The sequence below is a fragment of the Sphingomonas sp. genome, from assembly GCF_035317925.1.
Classification (GTDB): domain Bacteria; phylum Pseudomonadota; class Alphaproteobacteria; order Sphingomonadales; family Sphingomonadaceae; genus Sphingomonas_I.
In genome coordinates, this window is the sequence record NZ_DATHFV010000084.1 from 25485 (window position 1) to 41020 (window position 15536).

Sequence of the window (15536 nt, forward strand, 5' to 3'; positions counted from 1 at the left end):
TCTATTCAAATCTAACGCACCCGGCGGAACGACCAGGGGATCGTCACGCCCACCTCGGGCGCTTCGAGCGCGACGACCAGCGCCTTGGACGCGCGCGGGCGGCCCGCGCCGTCGACCCACAGGCTGTCCTCGACCGTCAGCACGCCGACGCGCGTCCGGAATTGCCAGCCCGTGCCTTCGGCCGGCCGCAGCAGCGCGCCCTGCCCGTCGGTGGTCGGCACCGCCTCGATATCGGGCGCGAGGTGGAACCAGATGGCGAGCGGCGTCGTCACCGCCTTCTTGCGCCCGACCGGGGCGACGCGATCCTCGCCTTCGAGCGAACGGCCGTCGGCGGCGAGGCTCAACCGGCGGCGATGGCTGAAACCGAAGCGCTTCACATAGCCGTCATGCGTCGCCTCGATCCTGCGCGCTTCGGGCGTCTCGACCCGGACCAGCTCGACCTCGGTCACGCCGCGACCCATCGTTCCGTCCTGATGGAGCGCGGTCGAATTGGTTTCGGCCAGCACCAGGGTCGAATGCGCCGCCGTCGTGCGCAGCCCGCGCACCAGCTCTGCGGGCAATCCCGCGCTGCCGCCGCAATTGACCACCAGCCGATGCGGCCCGTCCGCCAGTTCGAACGCGAGGGTCGAGGCGCAGGCCCCGCGCGACAGCGCCGCTGCCGGCGGCGGCGCGGCATCGACGATCAGGCGCGTGTCGCCGCACACCAGTCTTTGATAGCCCCAGTCGCGCGCATCGTCGCGCGATCCGCCGCGCACGTTGATCGCCGCCAAAGCCGCCGCGACCCGTGCCGCGCTTGCCGGCCCGCCGCCCTGCCAGCTCGATAGCGCACCGTCGCCGAGCGTCGCGCTCGCCAGCACCGGCGCGGCCTGGTTGAGCGCCAGCGCGATCGCGCCCGCCGGCGGCCGCGCGCGCACTTCATAAACACCGCGCAGCTGCGCGAGCAGCTCAACCAGAGCGAGCTGTTCGGTCGGCGAGCGCGAGATCAACCCACCGTCGCCGTGCACCGCCAACGCCAGCGCGCGCGTCATGCCGGCCTCGCCATGCGCCGCGCGCAGATCGCCGCCCGGAAACAGCAGACCCGCCGTAATCACACCCGCCCAGGCGGTGACGCGCGGCAGGCCTTGGGGCGCGGTGTCGGCCGCGGTGTCGAGATGGCGCGCACCGCGTGCGAGCGCGTTCAATGCTTCCTTGCGATACTCGGCGTCGCGCGTGTCGAGCAGGAACGGCGCATAGGCCGTCCAGAACAAGATGCGCCGCCCCCACAGATCGGGCCGCCAGGCGGGCTCGCTCACGCTGCGCGCGTGGGCGGCGAGCCACTGCCGCATCAATTGCTCCGCGACCGGCGCCGCGCCGCGCCGCTCGACCGACGCCGCCAGATCGCGCAGCCAGGCGAAGCTCTGCCAATAATCCGAGAAGGCGGGCGAGAAGCCGCCGCGATCGAGCGCTTCGAACGGGATGGTCTCCCCCGCCGCATGCATCTTGCCGTCGAGCAGGGCGCGGCCCGCGCGCACGCTGCCGGGGATCGGATCGGCCGGCACATCGAGCAATTGCAGCGGGTAACGCCCGCGCAGGCGCAGGCTATGGACCGGGGTGCGGAAGGACAGCCGCTTGAGGCCTCGTCCGAGCGTCTCGGTCAGCGAAATACCCGCCCGGCGCCCGGCGCGATGGCGGCGATTGCTTTTCTCTTCGCCCGCGCCCTCCTCGGGCTCGTCCGCCATCAGCGCGCCTCGCGCAGCGCGGCCACGTTTGCGGCATAATGATCGGGGCCGCCCTTGAAGGTCGACGTGCCGGCGACCAGCACGTTCGCGCCGGCCGCGATCGCCTTCGCGATATTCTGCGGGCCGATTCCGCCGTCCACTTCCAGCGCGATATCGCGTCCCGACGCGTCGATCCGCGCGCGCAGCGCCGCGATCTTGCGCAGTTGGCTGTCGATGAAGCTCTGTCCGCCGAAACCCGGGTTGACGCTCATCACCATGATCACGTCGACGTCGCCCAGGATATAATCGACCGCCTCGACCGGCGTCGCCGGGTTAAGCGCAACGCCCGCTTTCTTGCCCAGCCCCTTCACCGCCTGGATCGTGCGGTGCAGATGCGGCCCGGCTTCGGCATGGACGGTGATCAGATCGGCGCCCGCCTCGGCGAAAGCCTCGAGATAAAGGTCGACCGGTGAAATCATCAGGTGGACGTCGAGCATCTTGGCGGTGTGCGGACGGATCGCCTTCACCACCTGCGGCCCCAGCGTGATGTTGGGCACGAAATGCCCATCCATCACGTCGATATGGATCCAGTCGACGCCCGCCGCGTCGACCGCGCGCACCTCATCCCCCAACTTCGCAAAATCGGCCGAGAGGATCGAGGCGGAGATCAGTATCGGGCGCACCATGGGGCTGGTTCTAGTCCAGCTTTGGGGCCGGGGGAATCCGCTTTCGCAAAGGACCGGCGCGGACGCATTCGCCACCCCTCTTTGTCCTGATCGCCGTCTTTCGCCCGGACCGGCTTGGCTTCATTACGGTTCCAGCTTTGAACAAGGGATCACGACATGAAGGACTATCTGATCGAACGGCACATTCCTGGCGCGGAAATGCTTACTCCCGAACAGCTTGCGCAAGCTGCCGCCAAGTCCAACGCGGTGCTGGCCGAGTTGGGATCGGGGATCAAGTGGGTCGATTCCATGGTCGTCAAGGATGGGACCTTCTGTCATTATCAGGCGGAGAATGAGGACATCATCCGCGAACATGCGCGGATCAGTGGTTTTCCTGCCAACAAGATCACCGAGATTGCCGGTGGCCTCAGTCCAAAAACGGGAAGTTGTTGATGATCATGTCGCCCATCGCCAAACCCGCCCGCCGTCCCGCCATGGACGTCGCGATCGTGATGTTCGACGACGGCCTGTCGTCGACCGCGGTCATGCCGACCGAAATCCTGCATTCCGCCGGCAGCCTGTGGAACACGCTCCATGACGAGCCCACGCATCCCGGCTTCCGGGTGCGCACCGTGTCGGTCGACGGCAAGCCGGTCCACAGCCCCTACGGCTTCGAAATCACGCCCGGTGCGTCGATCGACACGGTCGATCGCGCCGACATCATCATCGTGCCGACCTCGGGCCTCGACGTCGATCTCAAGCTGGTCGAGAACAGCGCGTTGCTGCCCTGGCTGCGGCGCCACCACGAGCAGGGCGCCTATATCGTCGGCGTGTGCATGGGTTCGACCTATCTCGCCGCGGCGGGTCTGCTCGACGGACGGATGGCGACGACCCATTGGGCGGTCGCCGACGATATGGTGCGGCGCTACCCCAATGTGCGCTGGCACCCCGAATTGTTCGTGACCGAGGATCAACGCATCCTGTGCAGCGGCGGCGTCGGCAGCGCGATCGACATCAGCCTCTATCTGGTCGAGAAATTCTGCGGGCACGAAGTCGCGCTGCACACCGCCAAGGCGTTGCTGCTGCCGATGCCGCGGCTGCACCAGCATCAGTCCGGTTATGCCGTGCTGCCGGTGTCGCAGGCGCACGACAATGAACGGATCCGTGCGATCGAGGCGTGGCTGCAGAAGCATTTCAACGAGGACATCTCGATCCAGTCGCTGGCCGACCGTGCCTGCATGAGCGAGCGGACCTTCGTGCGCCATTTCAAGGCCGCGACCGGCCGCCTTCCCGCCGCCTACATCCAGGCGCTGCGGATCGAGGCGTCGAAGGTTATGCTGGAGCATGAAGGCCGTTCGGTGCAGACGATCGCGGCGTCGATCGGCTATAACGACGTCGCTTTCTTCCGGTGCCTGTTCAAGCGGGCGACGGGAATGACGCCGCAGCAATATCGCGCCTCGTTCGCGCCGATCAGCGTGCGGGGTCACACACCGCCCGAGTTCCATACGATCTCGCTCGGCGCGCTCGCCAACTAACCTCGCCGACCATCAAAGGAGAAACGACATGCGATTCTTCGCAATGGCGTCGTGCGCCCTCTGACGATCGCGCCCGCACGCGCGACGCCTGACGCCCGCTAACCACCCACGTCCCAAAAACCCGGCATGCCCGCCGGCCGGTCGATCCGGCCGATCGGCGGCGTGCGCCCATCATCCGAGGAGACTATCCATGTACCGTAAGGCCTTTGCCACCGCCGCGACCTTGCTGCTGACCGTTGCGATCGGCGGCCCGGCCACCGCGCAACAGCTGACCCGCGTCGTCAGCTATCACGATCTCGATCTGACCAAGCCCGAAGGGGTCAGGACCTTCCGCCACCGGCTGACGCGCGCGGCCAACTACGTCTGCCGCTTCGCAAGCGCAGGCGATGATTTGCTCAAGAGCGAAAATCAGGACTGCCGCGAGCAGGTCATGCGCGAGACCCATCCGAAGCTGTTGGGTGCGATCGCGCTTGCCCAGAAACGCGCCGCCGCAACCGAGTTCGCCTCCCGTTGAGGCGCGAGGGCGTGGGGCGTCCCTGGCCCCACGCCCTCATTCATCCCGCGAAACTCGCACCCCCCATCGAATGGAGGAAATACCATGTATCGTAGAGCTACCGTCATCGCCTTCACCACGCTGCTGACTTTGGTCACCGGTTGCCCGGCAACCGCCCAGCAGATCAGCCGCGTCGTCAGCTATCGCGACCTGGATCTGACCAGTGCGACCGGCGTCCGGACGTTCCGTCATCGCCTGGCGCGCGCGGTCAATCTTGTCTGCCGCGTTCCACGCGTCGGCGACAACCTGATCAAGGGCGAAGATCAGGATTGCCGGAAGGAAGCGGCGGACGCCGCTTTGCCGAAGATGCTGGGTGCGATCGAGATCGCGCAGAGGCGGGCCGGCGAAAAGCAACTCGCCTCGCGTTGAGGCGGGAAGGCATGGCGCGCGCAAGCCCCCCGCGCGCGCCATGCCTTTAGCCAGGCGCTCTCCAATCAGCCCCGCCGGAAGCGCGCCACGAAGAAGCCGTCGGCACCGCCCTGCTCCGCCAACGCGCCCGGCAGCACGCGCACCCGGCCATCCTTGTCGGGCAATAGGCCGGCGGGCAGTTCCGCCGCCGAGACCGGATCGGCGGTGAAGCCCGCATGGCTGGCGAGGAAGGCGTCGGCGACGCGCTCGCCTTCTTCGGGCTCAAGCGAGCAGACCGAATAGACCAACACGCCGCCCGGTTTCACCAGTCCCGCCGCACGCGCCAGCATCGCCTGCTGGCGCTCCGCCATCGAAGCGATGGCGCGCGGGCGGACACGATGCAGCACGTCGGGATGGCGGCGGAAGATGCCCGTTGCCGAACAGGGCGCATCCAGCAGTACCGCATCATAGGGATCGTCGCTGAAGGTCAGCGCATCGCCGTTGACCAGTTTCGCCTTGAGCCTGGTCCGTGTCAGATTCTCGCGCACGCGCTTCAGGCGTTGGTCCGCATTGTCGACCGCGGTCACGTCCCAGCCGGCGGCGGCGAGTTGCATCGTCTTGCCGCCGGGCGCGGCGCACAGATCGAGCGCGCGGCCGGGCCCCGGCCCGATCAGCCGTGCCGGCAGCGAAGCGGAGATATCCTGTACCCACCAATCGCCATCGGCAAAGCCGGGCAGTTCGGGGACATGCCCGCCCGCCGGCAGTCGCACATGGCCGGGCGCGAGGCTGATGCCGTTGAACTGCTCCGCGCCGTCCGCCTGCGGGTCGCGCAGCGTCAGATCGAGGGGCGGCGGCACCGCGATCGCATGTTGCGCCGCCTCGACCACCTTTTCGCCCCAGGCGGCCTCCCAGCGCTGCGCGACGCCCTCGGGCAGCGACGGCAGTTCCGGCAGCCGCGCGCCGTTGCGGTTGAGCGTGCCGAACACGCCATGGACCAATTTGCGCGGCCCTCCGTCGACCAAGGGCAGCACGGTCGAGATCGCGGCATGCGCCGGCGTGCCCAATTGCAGCGCCTGCACCAGCGCGATGCGCAGCGCGAACCGCGCCTTCGCATCGGGCGGCAGCGGCTTGGCGGTCGCGCTGTCGATCAACGCGTCGAGATCGGTCAGCCGGCGCAGCACCTCGGCGGCGAGCGCATGCGCCAGCGCGCGATCGTCGGCCCGCTCCAGGCCACGCGCGGCATTGTCCAGCGCGCTTTCGAGCGGCAGCCCCTTGCGCAGCACCGCATCGAGCAGGCGCAACGCGGCAGCACGTGCCGCGACGCCGGCGGCTTGGGGGGCGGCCTGAGGCTCGCGTCTTGTCTGATCGGTCATTGCGGCCCACATGGAACCGAACCAGGCAAGCCGCAACGATCATGACCGAACCTTCCAGGCGCCCAGCGCATCTCAAGCCGCCCGCGGACCTGCCGCCGAGCCCGCCAGTGCCCGAGCCGAAGGCGCCCGTGCCGGAGAGTGAGCGCGAGCCCTTATCGCCGGTTCGCTACGGCGATTGGGAGAAGAACGGCATCGCCGTCGATTTCTGATCCCACGGAACGCGGCCATGGCCCGCGCGTCTCATAGGCATGGATGCGGCAGCCTTGTTCCACCGGCACCGCCGCGCCTTCATCGCGGTGCTGATCGCCTTTGGCCTGCTCCTGGTCGCCGCGATCCTGATCCTGACCTTCGCCTGGTCGGATCTGCGCGGCCCGCTCGAACGCCATCTGTCGCGTTCGCTCGGCCGCCCCGTGACGATCGGTGCGATCCGGCGGATCGACCACAGCCTGCTCCACCCCGTCCTCCAGATCGGCAACATGCATGTCGCGCAGCCGATGTGGGTCGGCGGCGGCGACATGATTGTGGTGCGCCACGCCACCATCCGCTTGCCCTTGCTGCCCCTCCTGTTCGGCAAGGCCGAACCGCAGTCGATCGAGATTGACGGTCTCACCGTCGCGCTCGTCCGCCGCGACGCGACGCATGCCAATTGGAAGGGCCTGCCGCGCGGCAGCGGGATGGGCTCGATCGCGCATTTCGTGATCCGCCACGGCGTGCTCACGCTCGACGACCGCAAGCGCGCTCACCAACTCACCGCTGCCATCGCCGCCGACGACAGGGGCTTTCGGATGATTGGGGGCGGCGCGCTCGCGGGCCATCCCTCGACGATCGCGCTGGCCGGACCCGCGCTTATCGGCAAAGGGTCGTGGCCGTTCCGGCTCGACTACCGGTCGGAGATCGCCAACGGCACCCTGATCGGCCGCGCCGACCATCCGCTCGACCTCGGCCATTTCGATGCCCACGCCACCGCCTGGGGCGACGATCTCAAGCATCTCGATCTGCTGGTCGAGGCCGGGATGCCCGGAACCCAGCCCGCCCGCCTCACCGCGGACGTTCGCCGCGATCGGCCGACCTGGACGGTGCGCGATCTGCGCCTGACCATCGGCCGGTCGCACTTCGCGGGCAATGTCACGATCCGCCGGCAGGACGGCCGCAGCAAGGTCGACGGTTCGCTGACCTCAACCGCGCTCGATTTCAACGATCTCGCCTCGAACGAGGGCCTCGCCGAGGCGGCGGCCAAACGCGCCGCGCTTGGCCCGCGCGCCATTCCCGACACGGAGATCCATCTCGAACATATGCAGCGGACCGACGGGTCGATCCGGTTCGATATCCAGCGGCTTTTGTTCAAACAGCCTTCGGTCTTCCAGGGGATATTGACCAAGGTCACGCTCGATCATGGCGTGCTGACCGCCGATCCTTTCTTCGTGCGAATGACGACCGGCAATATCGCCGGCTTCGTGCGCGTGAAGCACCAAACGGGCACGCCCTTGCTCACGCTCGACCTCAAATTGCGTGAAGCCCGCATCGAGGAGCCGATGGGCGATGCCGCCTCCGGCCCGCTCGCAGGGCGTCTGCGGCTGGAAGGATCGGGCCGCACGATCCGCGAAGCACTGGCGCATGCGAACGGCACGATCGGCGTCGTAGGCGGCACCGGCGCGATCAACCGGCGCGCGGCCTTGTTCCTGGGATCGGATGCCGGCCGGGCCTTGTTCGAGAATAAAAGCGAGACGACGATGCTCCGCTGCATGATCGGGCATTTCGCGGTGAAGGGCGGCGCCGCCACCGCCGACACTTTGGTGCTGGATACAGAAGTGTCCCGCAGCGACGGATCGGGCACGATCGACCTCGGCAACGAGCAGTTGGCGCTCACCCTGCCGGGCCGCCCCAAGCTCGATCATGCGGTCAAACTGGACGTGCCGGTCCATCTGGTCGGGACTTTGTCCGAGCCGCGGGTCGAGCCGCAGAGCGTGCCCAGGACCGTTGGCACCATCTTCAAGCTGATCGGCAATGCGATCGCGGGTAATCATGCCGATCCCGCGCCCGATGCGGATTGTGCGGGACTGGCGGCGCAGGCGTTGCGCTAAACCGCCTCGTCCTTGAGCGGGCGCGCCAGCAACGCCTCGACCGCCGCCTGCACGTCGACCTTGCCATCGAGCAGGGCGGCAACCGCTTCCGAGATCGGCATCTCGACCCCCACCGCGCGCGCCGCCTCGACCAGCACCGGCGCGGTAAAGGCGCCTTCCGCCACCGTGCGGCGATCCGCCATCAGGCTGGCGGCGCTCTTGCCTTGGCCGAGGCCGAGGCCGAGCGAAAAATTGCGCGACTGTTCGGACGAGCAGGTCAGCACCAGATCGCCCAGACCTGACATGCCCGCCAATGTCTCCGGCCGCGCGCCGCGTGCCAGCCCGAACCGCGTCATTTCGGCGAAACCGCGCGCGATCAGGGCCGCGCGCGCATTCTTGCCGAGCCCCGCGCCCTCGACCACGCCGCACGCGATCGCGAGCACATTCTTGACCGCGCCGCCAATCTCCGCGCCGACCACGTCGGTCGAGCGATAGGGGCGGAACCCCGGCCGGGCGATGCGCGGCGCCAGCCGGGCCGCGACCGCATCGTCGGCGCAGGCCAATGTCACCGCGGTCGGCAGGCCCTTGGCCACCTCGCTCGCGAAGGTCGGGCCGGACAGGACCGCGATCGGCGCGTCGGGGCAGGTGTCCGCCGCCGCTTCGGACATCAAAGCCATCGTATCCGCCTCGATCCCCTTAGAGCAGAGGATCAGCGGGCGGTTGCCCACCGGCGCCGCGCCGAGGATGCGGCGCATATGCTGGGCCGGCGTCACAACCAGCAATGCCTCGCACGACGCGAGATCGGCCAGATCGTTGGTCGCGCGGATGGCGGGCGACAAGGGCACACCCGCCAGGAAGATCGGGTTCACATGATCGGCATTGATCGCCTCGACCACATCGGGCTCGAACGCCCACAGCAGAACCTCGCCGCCCGCCGACGCGACTTGCGCGAGCGCGGTGCCCCACGCGCCGCCGCCGATAACCCCGATCCTCATGCCTTCACCCCCGCGCCGCGCGCTTTTTCCGCCGACGGATCGAGCGGCCAGCGCGCATGCGCCGGTACGTCGAGCGGATCGGTCATCCCTGCCGCGAGCCGTTCCGCGCCTGCCCAGGCGATCATCGCCGCATTGTCGGTGCACAACCACAAGGGCGGCGCGACGAAGCGCAGATCATGCTGGGCGGCGAGCGCCTGCAGCGCGGTGCGGATCGCGGTGTTGGCGGCGACCCCGCCCGCCACGACCAAAGCGTTGACGCCGCGGGCGCTGCCGATCGCGCGCTTGGTACGGTCGATCAGGCAGTCGATCACCGCCTGCTGGAAGGACGCGGCGATATCCTCCGCCGACCAGGTGCCGGCGTCGCGCGCGCGCAGCACCGCGCTCTTGAGGCCCGCGAAGGAGAAATGCGGTTCGGGCGATCCGAGCAGCGGGCGCGGCAACGGCACCTTTGTGGGATCGCCCCGGAGCGCGGCGGCTTCCACCGCCGGGCCGCCGGGAAAGCCCAGGCCGAGCAGTTTCGCGCTCTTGTCGAACGCCTCGCCCGCCGCATCGTCGATCGTGGTGGCCAGCCGGCGATAGTCGCCCGGCCCGCGCACTTCGAGCAATTGGCAATGGCCGCCCGAAACGAGCAGCAGCAGATAAGGGAAATCGAGATCCGGATCGGCCAGCCGCGGCGACAAGGCATGACCTTCGAGATGGTTGACCGCGATCAACGGCTTGCCAGTCGCCAGCGCGAGCGCCTTGCCCGTCACCAGCCCGACCATCACCCCGCCGATCAGCCCCGGCCCGGCAGTCGCCGCGACGGCGTCGATCTGGTCGAGCGTAACCCCTGCTTCGGCGAGAGCGGCTTCGGTCAACGGAATCAGCGCCTCGACATGCGCGCGCGCGGCGATCTCCGGCACCACCCCGCCATAGGGGCGATGCGCGGCTTCCTGCCCCGCGAGCTTGTGCGCAAGGATACGCCGGTCGGATGTGACCAGAGCAGCCGCGGTTTCGTCGCAGGAGGATTCAAGGCCGAGGATCAGCGCCATCGCGCCCATCTGCGCGCCATGCGCGATGCTTTCAAGGCCGGGAGGTTCTCTGAAAGCCGGTTCCGGCCCGCTCCCCCGCGATTTCTCAAACTAAGCTTTTCCCACAAACAGGAAGCCAACCGCCGCCATGATGCAGAGGAAGGCAGCCGCGTGGCGCCAGTGCAAAGGCTCGCCCAGCACGAACACCATGAAGCCGCCGAAGATGATCAAGGCGATCGCCTCCTGCGCGATCTTGAGCTGGCCCGCGCTCCAGCCGCTGGCATAGCCGAACCGGTTCGCGGGCACCGCCAGGCAATATTCGAAGAAGGCGATCGCCCAGCTGATCAGGATCACCAGCCACAGCTGTTTGTGCATCCCGCCTTTCAGATGCCAGTACCAGGCGGTCGTCATGAACAGGTTGGAGAGGGTGAGCAGCAGGATCGTGGGCATCGGCGCGCTTTTCCAAAGACAAGGACGGCAGCCTGAACCAGCGTGCCGCCCGAGGAAAGAGCGATCACACGGACTTGTTCCGGGGTCCACGCGACTAGCCCGTCATTGCGAGGAGCGCAGCGACGAAGCAATCCAGTCCCGACGGCGGACTGGATTGCTTCGCTACGCTCGCAATGACGTTTGCGTGTTAGAACTTCGCCCTTACGCCGCCGTAAAAGCTGCGGCCGAGCGAACCGAACTCATACGCCGTCTCGTAATGCGTGTTGCCGATATTCTCGACCCGGCCGAACAGGCTGAGGCCGTGACCGATCGGCTGTTCCGCGCGGAAATCGACGAGCGTGTAGCCGTCGAGGCGGATCGTATTGCCGCTATCCTCGAATGAATGGCTCGCATGGGTCACCGCCACGATGGTGGTGAGCCCGAACGCCCAGGCATAGGTCGCGTCGGCATTGGCGGTGCCGCGCGGCCGGCGAATCAGATCGTTGCCGTGCGTGGCGCCGGGCGAGCGATCCTCGGCGTCGGTCCACGTATAATTCGCGTCGAGCGTGAGCCCGCCGAACCGGGCGGCGGCGGCGGCCTCGATGCCGTGCGCGTTCGTCTTGTCGACATTCTGATAATAACCGAACGGCCGGTCGGCGCGCGGCGGGAAGCCGGCGAATTCGATCAGATTGTGCGTGTCGCGATCGAACCAGGTGAGCGAGGCGGTGAAATGGCCGCCCAGTTTCTGCTCGATCCCGGCATCCCAGCCATGCGCGCGCTCGGGGTTGAGGTTGAGATTCCCGTAGGCGCTGTAGAGCTGATAAAGTGTCGGCGCCTTGAAGCCCTCGCCATAGCTTGCGCGAACGGTCGTGCCGCCCGACGACCAGACCGCGCCGCCCGAGACCAAAGCATGGCCGCCATAGGTCTGGTGGTGATCGTAACGGACGCCCCCGGTCAGCGTCAGATGATCGACAATTGTCCCGTTGAGCTGGCCGTAGACGCTGTCGATCGAGACGTTGCCGCGATCGGGATCGGTCTGGAATTGCGGCGAGATTGCCGTGAAGCGCGAATGCTCGTGCTCGGCGCCGAAGGTCGCGTCCCAGCCCTTCACGATCGCGAGGCTGCCCTGATATTCGATATGGTCGTTGTTGCCGGTGGAGGCGAACGTCTTGTCGGGCGCGCCCGCGCTCGGATCGTAATTGTCGCGATCGATATGGTCGCGGGTGACCGCGATGCGGTTCTTCAGCCGTCCGTCGAACAAGGCCACGTTGAGGCCGGCATAGCCGATCCAGTTGGTCGACTTCTGATATTCGGGCGTGTCGGGCGGGCCAAAGCTGGAATCGAGATCGACCTTGCCGTGGCTCCAATAGCCGCGAACGTCGAGGCTGATGTCCGGCGCGATGTCGGCGAGCACGCGGCCGCTGGTGCCGATATGGCGATAACCGTCATGCTCATGGCCGCCGAATTCGGGCGCGATCGCGGAGATGCCGTCGGTGCGGAACGCATTGCCGGCAAGCTGCCAGCGTATGCCGTTGCTCGCGCCGCCGATCGCGGCCTTGCCGCTGGCCGTGCCGCGCGATCCGCCTTCGGCCTCGGCCGAACCCTGCAAACCCGCCGTCGGGAGCGCGGTGACGATATTGACCACGCCGCCGATCGCCTGGCTGCCCCAGAGCGTCGATTGCGGGCCACGCAGCACTTCGATCTGGGCGGCGTCGCCGACGAACAGATCGCCGAAATCATAGCCGCCGCCGGGTGCGGACGGATCGTTGAGCTTCACCCCGTCGATCACGACCACGGTCTGGTCGCTCTCCGCGCCGCGGATGCGGATGCCGGTGGTGGTGCCGAAGCCGCCGGTGCGCGACCCGGTCACGCCAGGCGTGCGAACAATCAGGTCGGACACCGTGAATTGCTGGGAGGCGTCGATCGCCGCCTTGTCGAGCACGGTGATCGCGCTCGCCACCTGGGTCAGCGGGGTCGGCGTGCGCAACGCGGTGACGATGATCGTATCGGGATCGGACGCCTGTTGCGCGAACGAGTCCGACGTGGGCGTTGGCGCGGCAAACGCGGGTGTGGCCAGCGCGCTCGCCAGCAGGAGAAGCTTGAAATTGGGCATTCGAATTTCCTTCGCGAAGACGACAATTGCCGTCTCACGAGGAAAATCCTCGACCGCGCGGCGCACCCTGGCCGAACGGTGGACAGCCGCGACGGGCAGGTCTCCTGGCTCACGGGTCAGCGCGCTCAGGCCGCCTTCTCGGGTGTCCCCAATGGCATGTTGGCTTGAGCGCTCGCCGCTTACAGTTGCAGGGGCAGCGCGAGCATTTCACTCGCTTCCCTTTTCATCTCCCGAGGGAGAACCTGTCGCGGCGCCCGGTTAGGGCAATTGCTGCGCTGCGGTCAATGATGCGCGAGCGGAACGATCAAAGGCTGACCTTCGGCCTCGCCGACAAAGGCGGATACGCCGTAGACCGATCCAATCCTGTCGGCGGTCAGCACAACGCGCGGGGCACCGTCGGCGACGAGCCTGCCCTGGTCGATCAGCAGCAGCCGGTCGCACCAGCGCGCGGCGATGGTCAGATCGTGCAGCACCGCGATCACGGTCGCACCGCGTGCCGCCTCGGCGCGGAGCAAAGCCATCACCTCGATCTGATGCGCCGGGTCGAGCGCCGCGAGCGGCTCGTCGGCGAGCAGCAGCGGCGCTTCAACCGCCAGCGCGCGCGCCAGCAATGCCCGCGCCCGTTCGCCGCCCGAAAGCTCGTCGATCGGCCGGTCGCGCAGATCGAGCAATTCGGTTCGCGTCAGCGCCCGTTCGATCGCCGCCGCATCGCCGGCACCAGGCCGCGCGAACGGGGCGAGGTGCGGCAACCGCCCGAGCGCGACCAGCCGCTCGACGGTGAGCGGCCAATGCACCGACTGGCCTTGCGGCAGATAGGCGATGCGCCGGGCGCGCTCGCGTGGCGGCAGCGCCGCCACCGGCGTGCCCTCGATTAGGATCGCGCCGTCGCTCGGGATCAATCCGGCGACCGCGCGCACGAGCGTGGATTTGCCCGCGCCGTTGGGGCCGATCAGCCCGATCACGCCGCCGCTGAGGTCGGCCGACACGTCCTCGACCACATGGCGGCCGCCGAGCGACACCGAAACCCGGTCCAGCCTCACCATTGCCGCCGCGCCCGCACAAGTTGGTGGAGGAAGATCGGCACGCCGATCAAAGCGGTGACGACGCCCAGACGCGGCTCCTCCAGCGTCGGCACGATCCGCACCAGCGCATCGGCCGCCGCGAGCAAAGCTGCGCCGCCCAGGATGGACGGCACCAGCAAGGACGAAGGCCGCCGGTCGGTGAAGCGCCGCACCAGATGCGGCACCACCAGCCCGACGAAACCGATCGCACCCGACACGGCGACCGCACCGCCAACCCCGATCGCGGTTGCGAGCAGCAGCAATGTGCGCGTGCGCCGCAGGTTCACGCCGAGCGCGGTCGCGCCTTCCTCGCCCAACGTCAGCGCGTCGAGCGCGCGCGCCTGGAGCAGGATCAGGCCGAGGCCGACGGCAATGCAGGGCAAGGCCAGCCAGACATGGAGGAACGAGCGATCGGCCAGGCTGCCCATCAGCCAGGTCATGATCTCGACCGCCGCGAACGGATTGGGCGCGAAATTGAGCGCGAGGCTGATCCCCGCGCCGGCGGCGGTGGCGATGGCGACCCCGGCGAGGATCAAGGCAAGCGGCCCTTCGCTGCGCGCGGCGAGCAGCAGCAGCGGGACCAGCCCGGCGATCGCGCCGAGGATCGCGAACAGGGGCAAGGTCAGCGGGCTGATCGCGGCGAAACCGTAATAGAGCGCCAGCACCGCGCCCAAAGCGGCGGTGCTCGACGTGCCGAGCACGCCCGGATCGGCGAGCGGATTGCGCAGATAGCCTTGCAGCGCCGCACCCGCCCCGCCCAGCATCCCGCCGATCAGCAACGCCAGCAAGGCGCGCGGCAGGCGCAATTGCCAGACGATCGCGGTCGCGATCGGATCGCCATGGCCGGTCAGGGCCGCGAAGGCGCGGCCCCAGCCGAGCTGCGCCGGCCCGATACCGAGCGACAGTCCCGCGCACAGCAAGGCGATCAGCGCCAAAGCAAGGTCGATGCGCAGCGAGGATTTCGTCACGGCCGCGTTCCTACAGGCGCCGAGGCACGCTAGGAAGCCTGCGATGCTGCGCTTCCTGCTCCTTGGCCTGACCTTGGCCGCGCCCGCCCCCGCCGCGCCCCCACGCCACGTCGCCTCGCTCAACCTGTGCGCCGACCAGTTCCTCGTCGCGCTCGCCGATCCCGGCCAGATCGCCGGCCTGACGCGGCTGTCGCACATGGCCAACATGTCGCCGATCGCATCGCAAGCGGCGCGCTTTCCGACCATCGGTTCGTCGGCCGAAGCCTTGCTCGTCGCCCAACCCGATCTGCTTCTCACCGGCTGGCCGGGTCAGGCGGACGCCGCGGTTCGCGCCGGCCTCAAGACGCGGATCGTCACGGTCCCGCCCGCCAATAGCTATGCCGATATCGTCGCGCAGATCCGTCTCGTCGCGGATGCGGTCGGCCATAAGGAACGCGGGGAGGCGTTGATCCGCGACATGGATGCCACGCTCGCATCGATTCCGAAAACGGGCCGGGGCCGCGTCGCCGCCGACTATCAAAGACGCGGCTATTTGTCGGGCGCGGGCACGTTGATGGACGACATGATGCAACGCGTCGGGCTGGTGAACCTCGCCACCCGGCTCGGCCTGCCGCCGCTCGCCAATCTGCCGCTCGAGCAGTTCGTCGCGCACCGCCCCGATTTCCTGATCACCGGGGCCGGGCCGGCGCGCGATCTCGGCAGCCAGATGCTCGATCATCCCGCGATCGC

At 68.2% G+C, this 15536-nt stretch carries 16 protein-coding genes and 1 riboswitch; of the genes, 7 read left to right on the forward strand and 9 right to left on the reverse strand.

All coding sequences use genetic code 11. The annotated features are described in order from the left end of the window. Positions 1 to 11 precede the first annotated feature (11 nt). Together VK533_RS06435 and rpe are read right to left on the reverse strand one after the other, a co-directional pair. Complete coding sequence (locus tag VK533_RS06435; RefSeq protein ID WP_324376037.1) at positions 12 to 1718, reverse strand: heparinase II/III family protein; 1707 nt, start codon at positions 1716 to 1718, stop codon at positions 12 to 14. After that, the gene (rpe, locus tag VK533_RS06440; protein ID WP_324376038.1) at positions 1718 to 2383 is read right to left on the reverse strand and encodes a ribulose-phosphate 3-epimerase; all 666 of its coding nucleotides are present in this window, start codon (positions 2381 to 2383) and stop codon (positions 1718 to 1720) included. Before rpe ends, VK533_RS06435 begins: the two co-directional genes overlap by 1 nt. Positions 2384 to 2539: 156 nt before the next feature. Here rpe and VK533_RS06445 point away from each other — a divergent pair, with 156 nt between their 5' ends. The 4 genes from VK533_RS06445 (at position 2540) to VK533_RS06460 (ending at position 4819) form a co-directional block, all read left to right on the forward strand. Next, complete coding sequence (locus VK533_RS06445) at positions 2540 to 2815, forward strand: DUF4242 domain-containing protein (protein ID WP_324376039.1); 276 nt, start codon at positions 2540 to 2542, stop codon at positions 2813 to 2815. Beyond that, a complete protein-coding gene (locus VK533_RS06450) occupies positions 2815 to 3897 on the forward strand; it encodes a GlxA family transcriptional regulator (protein ID WP_324376040.1) in 1083 nt (360 codons plus the stop codon). The genes VK533_RS06445 and VK533_RS06450 overlap by 1 nt, the downstream gene beginning before the upstream one ends. A 190-nt stretch (positions 3898 to 4087) precedes the next feature. Continuing rightward, the gene (locus VK533_RS06455) at positions 4088 to 4411 is read left to right on the forward strand and encodes a UrcA family protein (protein ID WP_324376041.1); all 324 of its coding nucleotides are present in this window, start codon (positions 4088 to 4090) and stop codon (positions 4409 to 4411) included. An 84-nt stretch (positions 4412 to 4495) separates the two neighbouring features. Further along, positions 4496 to 4819, forward strand: a complete 324-nt coding sequence (locus VK533_RS06460; protein WP_324376042.1) for a UrcA family protein — start codon at positions 4496 to 4498, stop codon at positions 4817 to 4819. A 65-nt stretch (positions 4820 to 4884) separates the two neighbouring features. Here VK533_RS06460 and VK533_RS06465 read toward each other — a convergent pair whose 3' ends face one another. Then, positions 4885 to 6171, reverse strand: coding sequence for an RsmB/NOP family class I SAM-dependent RNA methyltransferase (locus VK533_RS06465; RefSeq protein WP_324376043.1), 1287 nt, complete (start codon positions 6169 to 6171; stop codon positions 4885 to 4887). A gap of 41 nt (positions 6172 to 6212) precedes the next feature. Between VK533_RS06465 and VK533_RS06470 the strand changes: the two genes are divergently transcribed. Together VK533_RS06470 and VK533_RS06475 are read left to right on the forward strand one after the other, a co-directional pair. Next, positions 6213 to 6380 carry a DUF1674 domain-containing protein gene (locus VK533_RS06470; RefSeq protein ID WP_324376044.1) on the forward strand — a complete coding sequence of 56 codons (168 nt, stop codon included), beginning with the start codon at positions 6213 to 6215 and terminating at the stop codon, positions 6378 to 6380. Between the two features lie 54 nt (positions 6381 to 6434). Continuing rightward, positions 6435 to 8252: an AsmA family protein gene (locus tag VK533_RS06475; RefSeq protein ID WP_324376045.1), complete on the forward strand. Its 1818-nt coding sequence runs from the start codon at positions 6435 to 6437 to the stop codon at positions 8250 to 8252. On the opposite strand, the gene VK533_RS06480 is transcribed toward VK533_RS06475, so the two are convergent. The 6 genes from VK533_RS06480 to VK533_RS06505 all read right to left on the reverse strand — a co-directional run bounded on the left by VK533_RS06480 (position 8249) and on the right by VK533_RS06505 (position 14807). Beyond that, entirely contained in the window at positions 8249 to 9226 is a 978-nt protein-coding gene (locus VK533_RS06480; RefSeq protein ID WP_324376046.1) for an NAD(P)H-dependent glycerol-3-phosphate dehydrogenase, read from the reverse strand. The genes VK533_RS06475 and VK533_RS06480 overlap by 4 nt on opposite strands. Beyond that, on the reverse strand, positions 9223 to 10257 hold the full coding sequence (tsaD, locus tag VK533_RS06485; RefSeq protein ID WP_324376053.1) for a tRNA (adenosine(37)-N6)-threonylcarbamoyltransferase complex transferase subunit TsaD: 1035 nt from the start codon (positions 10255 to 10257) through the stop codon (positions 9223 to 9225). The genes VK533_RS06480 and tsaD overlap by 4 nt, the downstream gene beginning before the upstream one ends. A 90-nt stretch (positions 10258 to 10347) precedes the next feature. After that, positions 10348 to 10686: a DMT family protein gene (locus VK533_RS06490; RefSeq protein ID WP_324376047.1), complete on the reverse strand. Its 339-nt coding sequence runs from the start codon at positions 10684 to 10686 to the stop codon at positions 10348 to 10350. Between the two features lie 187 nt (positions 10687 to 10873). Continuing rightward, positions 10874 to 12778, reverse strand: a complete 1905-nt coding sequence (locus VK533_RS06495) for a TonB-dependent receptor plug domain-containing protein (RefSeq protein WP_324376048.1) — start codon at positions 12776 to 12778, stop codon at positions 10874 to 10876. 77 nt (positions 12779 to 12855) lie between these two features. Then, a riboswitch (cobalamin riboswitch) is annotated at positions 12856 to 13039 on the reverse strand. A gap of 20 nt (positions 13040 to 13059) precedes the next feature. Continuing rightward, on the reverse strand, positions 13060 to 13821 hold the full coding sequence (locus tag VK533_RS06500) for an ABC transporter ATP-binding protein (protein WP_324376049.1): 762 nt from the start codon (positions 13819 to 13821) through the stop codon (positions 13060 to 13062). Beyond that, a complete protein-coding gene (locus tag VK533_RS06505) occupies positions 13815 to 14807 on the reverse strand; it encodes an iron ABC transporter permease (RefSeq protein ID WP_324376050.1) in 993 nt (330 codons plus the stop codon). The genes VK533_RS06500 and VK533_RS06505 overlap by 7 nt, the downstream gene beginning before the upstream one ends. Positions 14808 to 14850: 43 nt before the next feature. Between VK533_RS06505 and VK533_RS06510 the strand changes: the two genes are divergently transcribed. After that, positions 14851 to 15536: ABC transporter substrate-binding protein (locus VK533_RS06510; protein ID WP_324376051.1), on the forward strand; the 686-nt coding region annotated here is incomplete at its 3' end.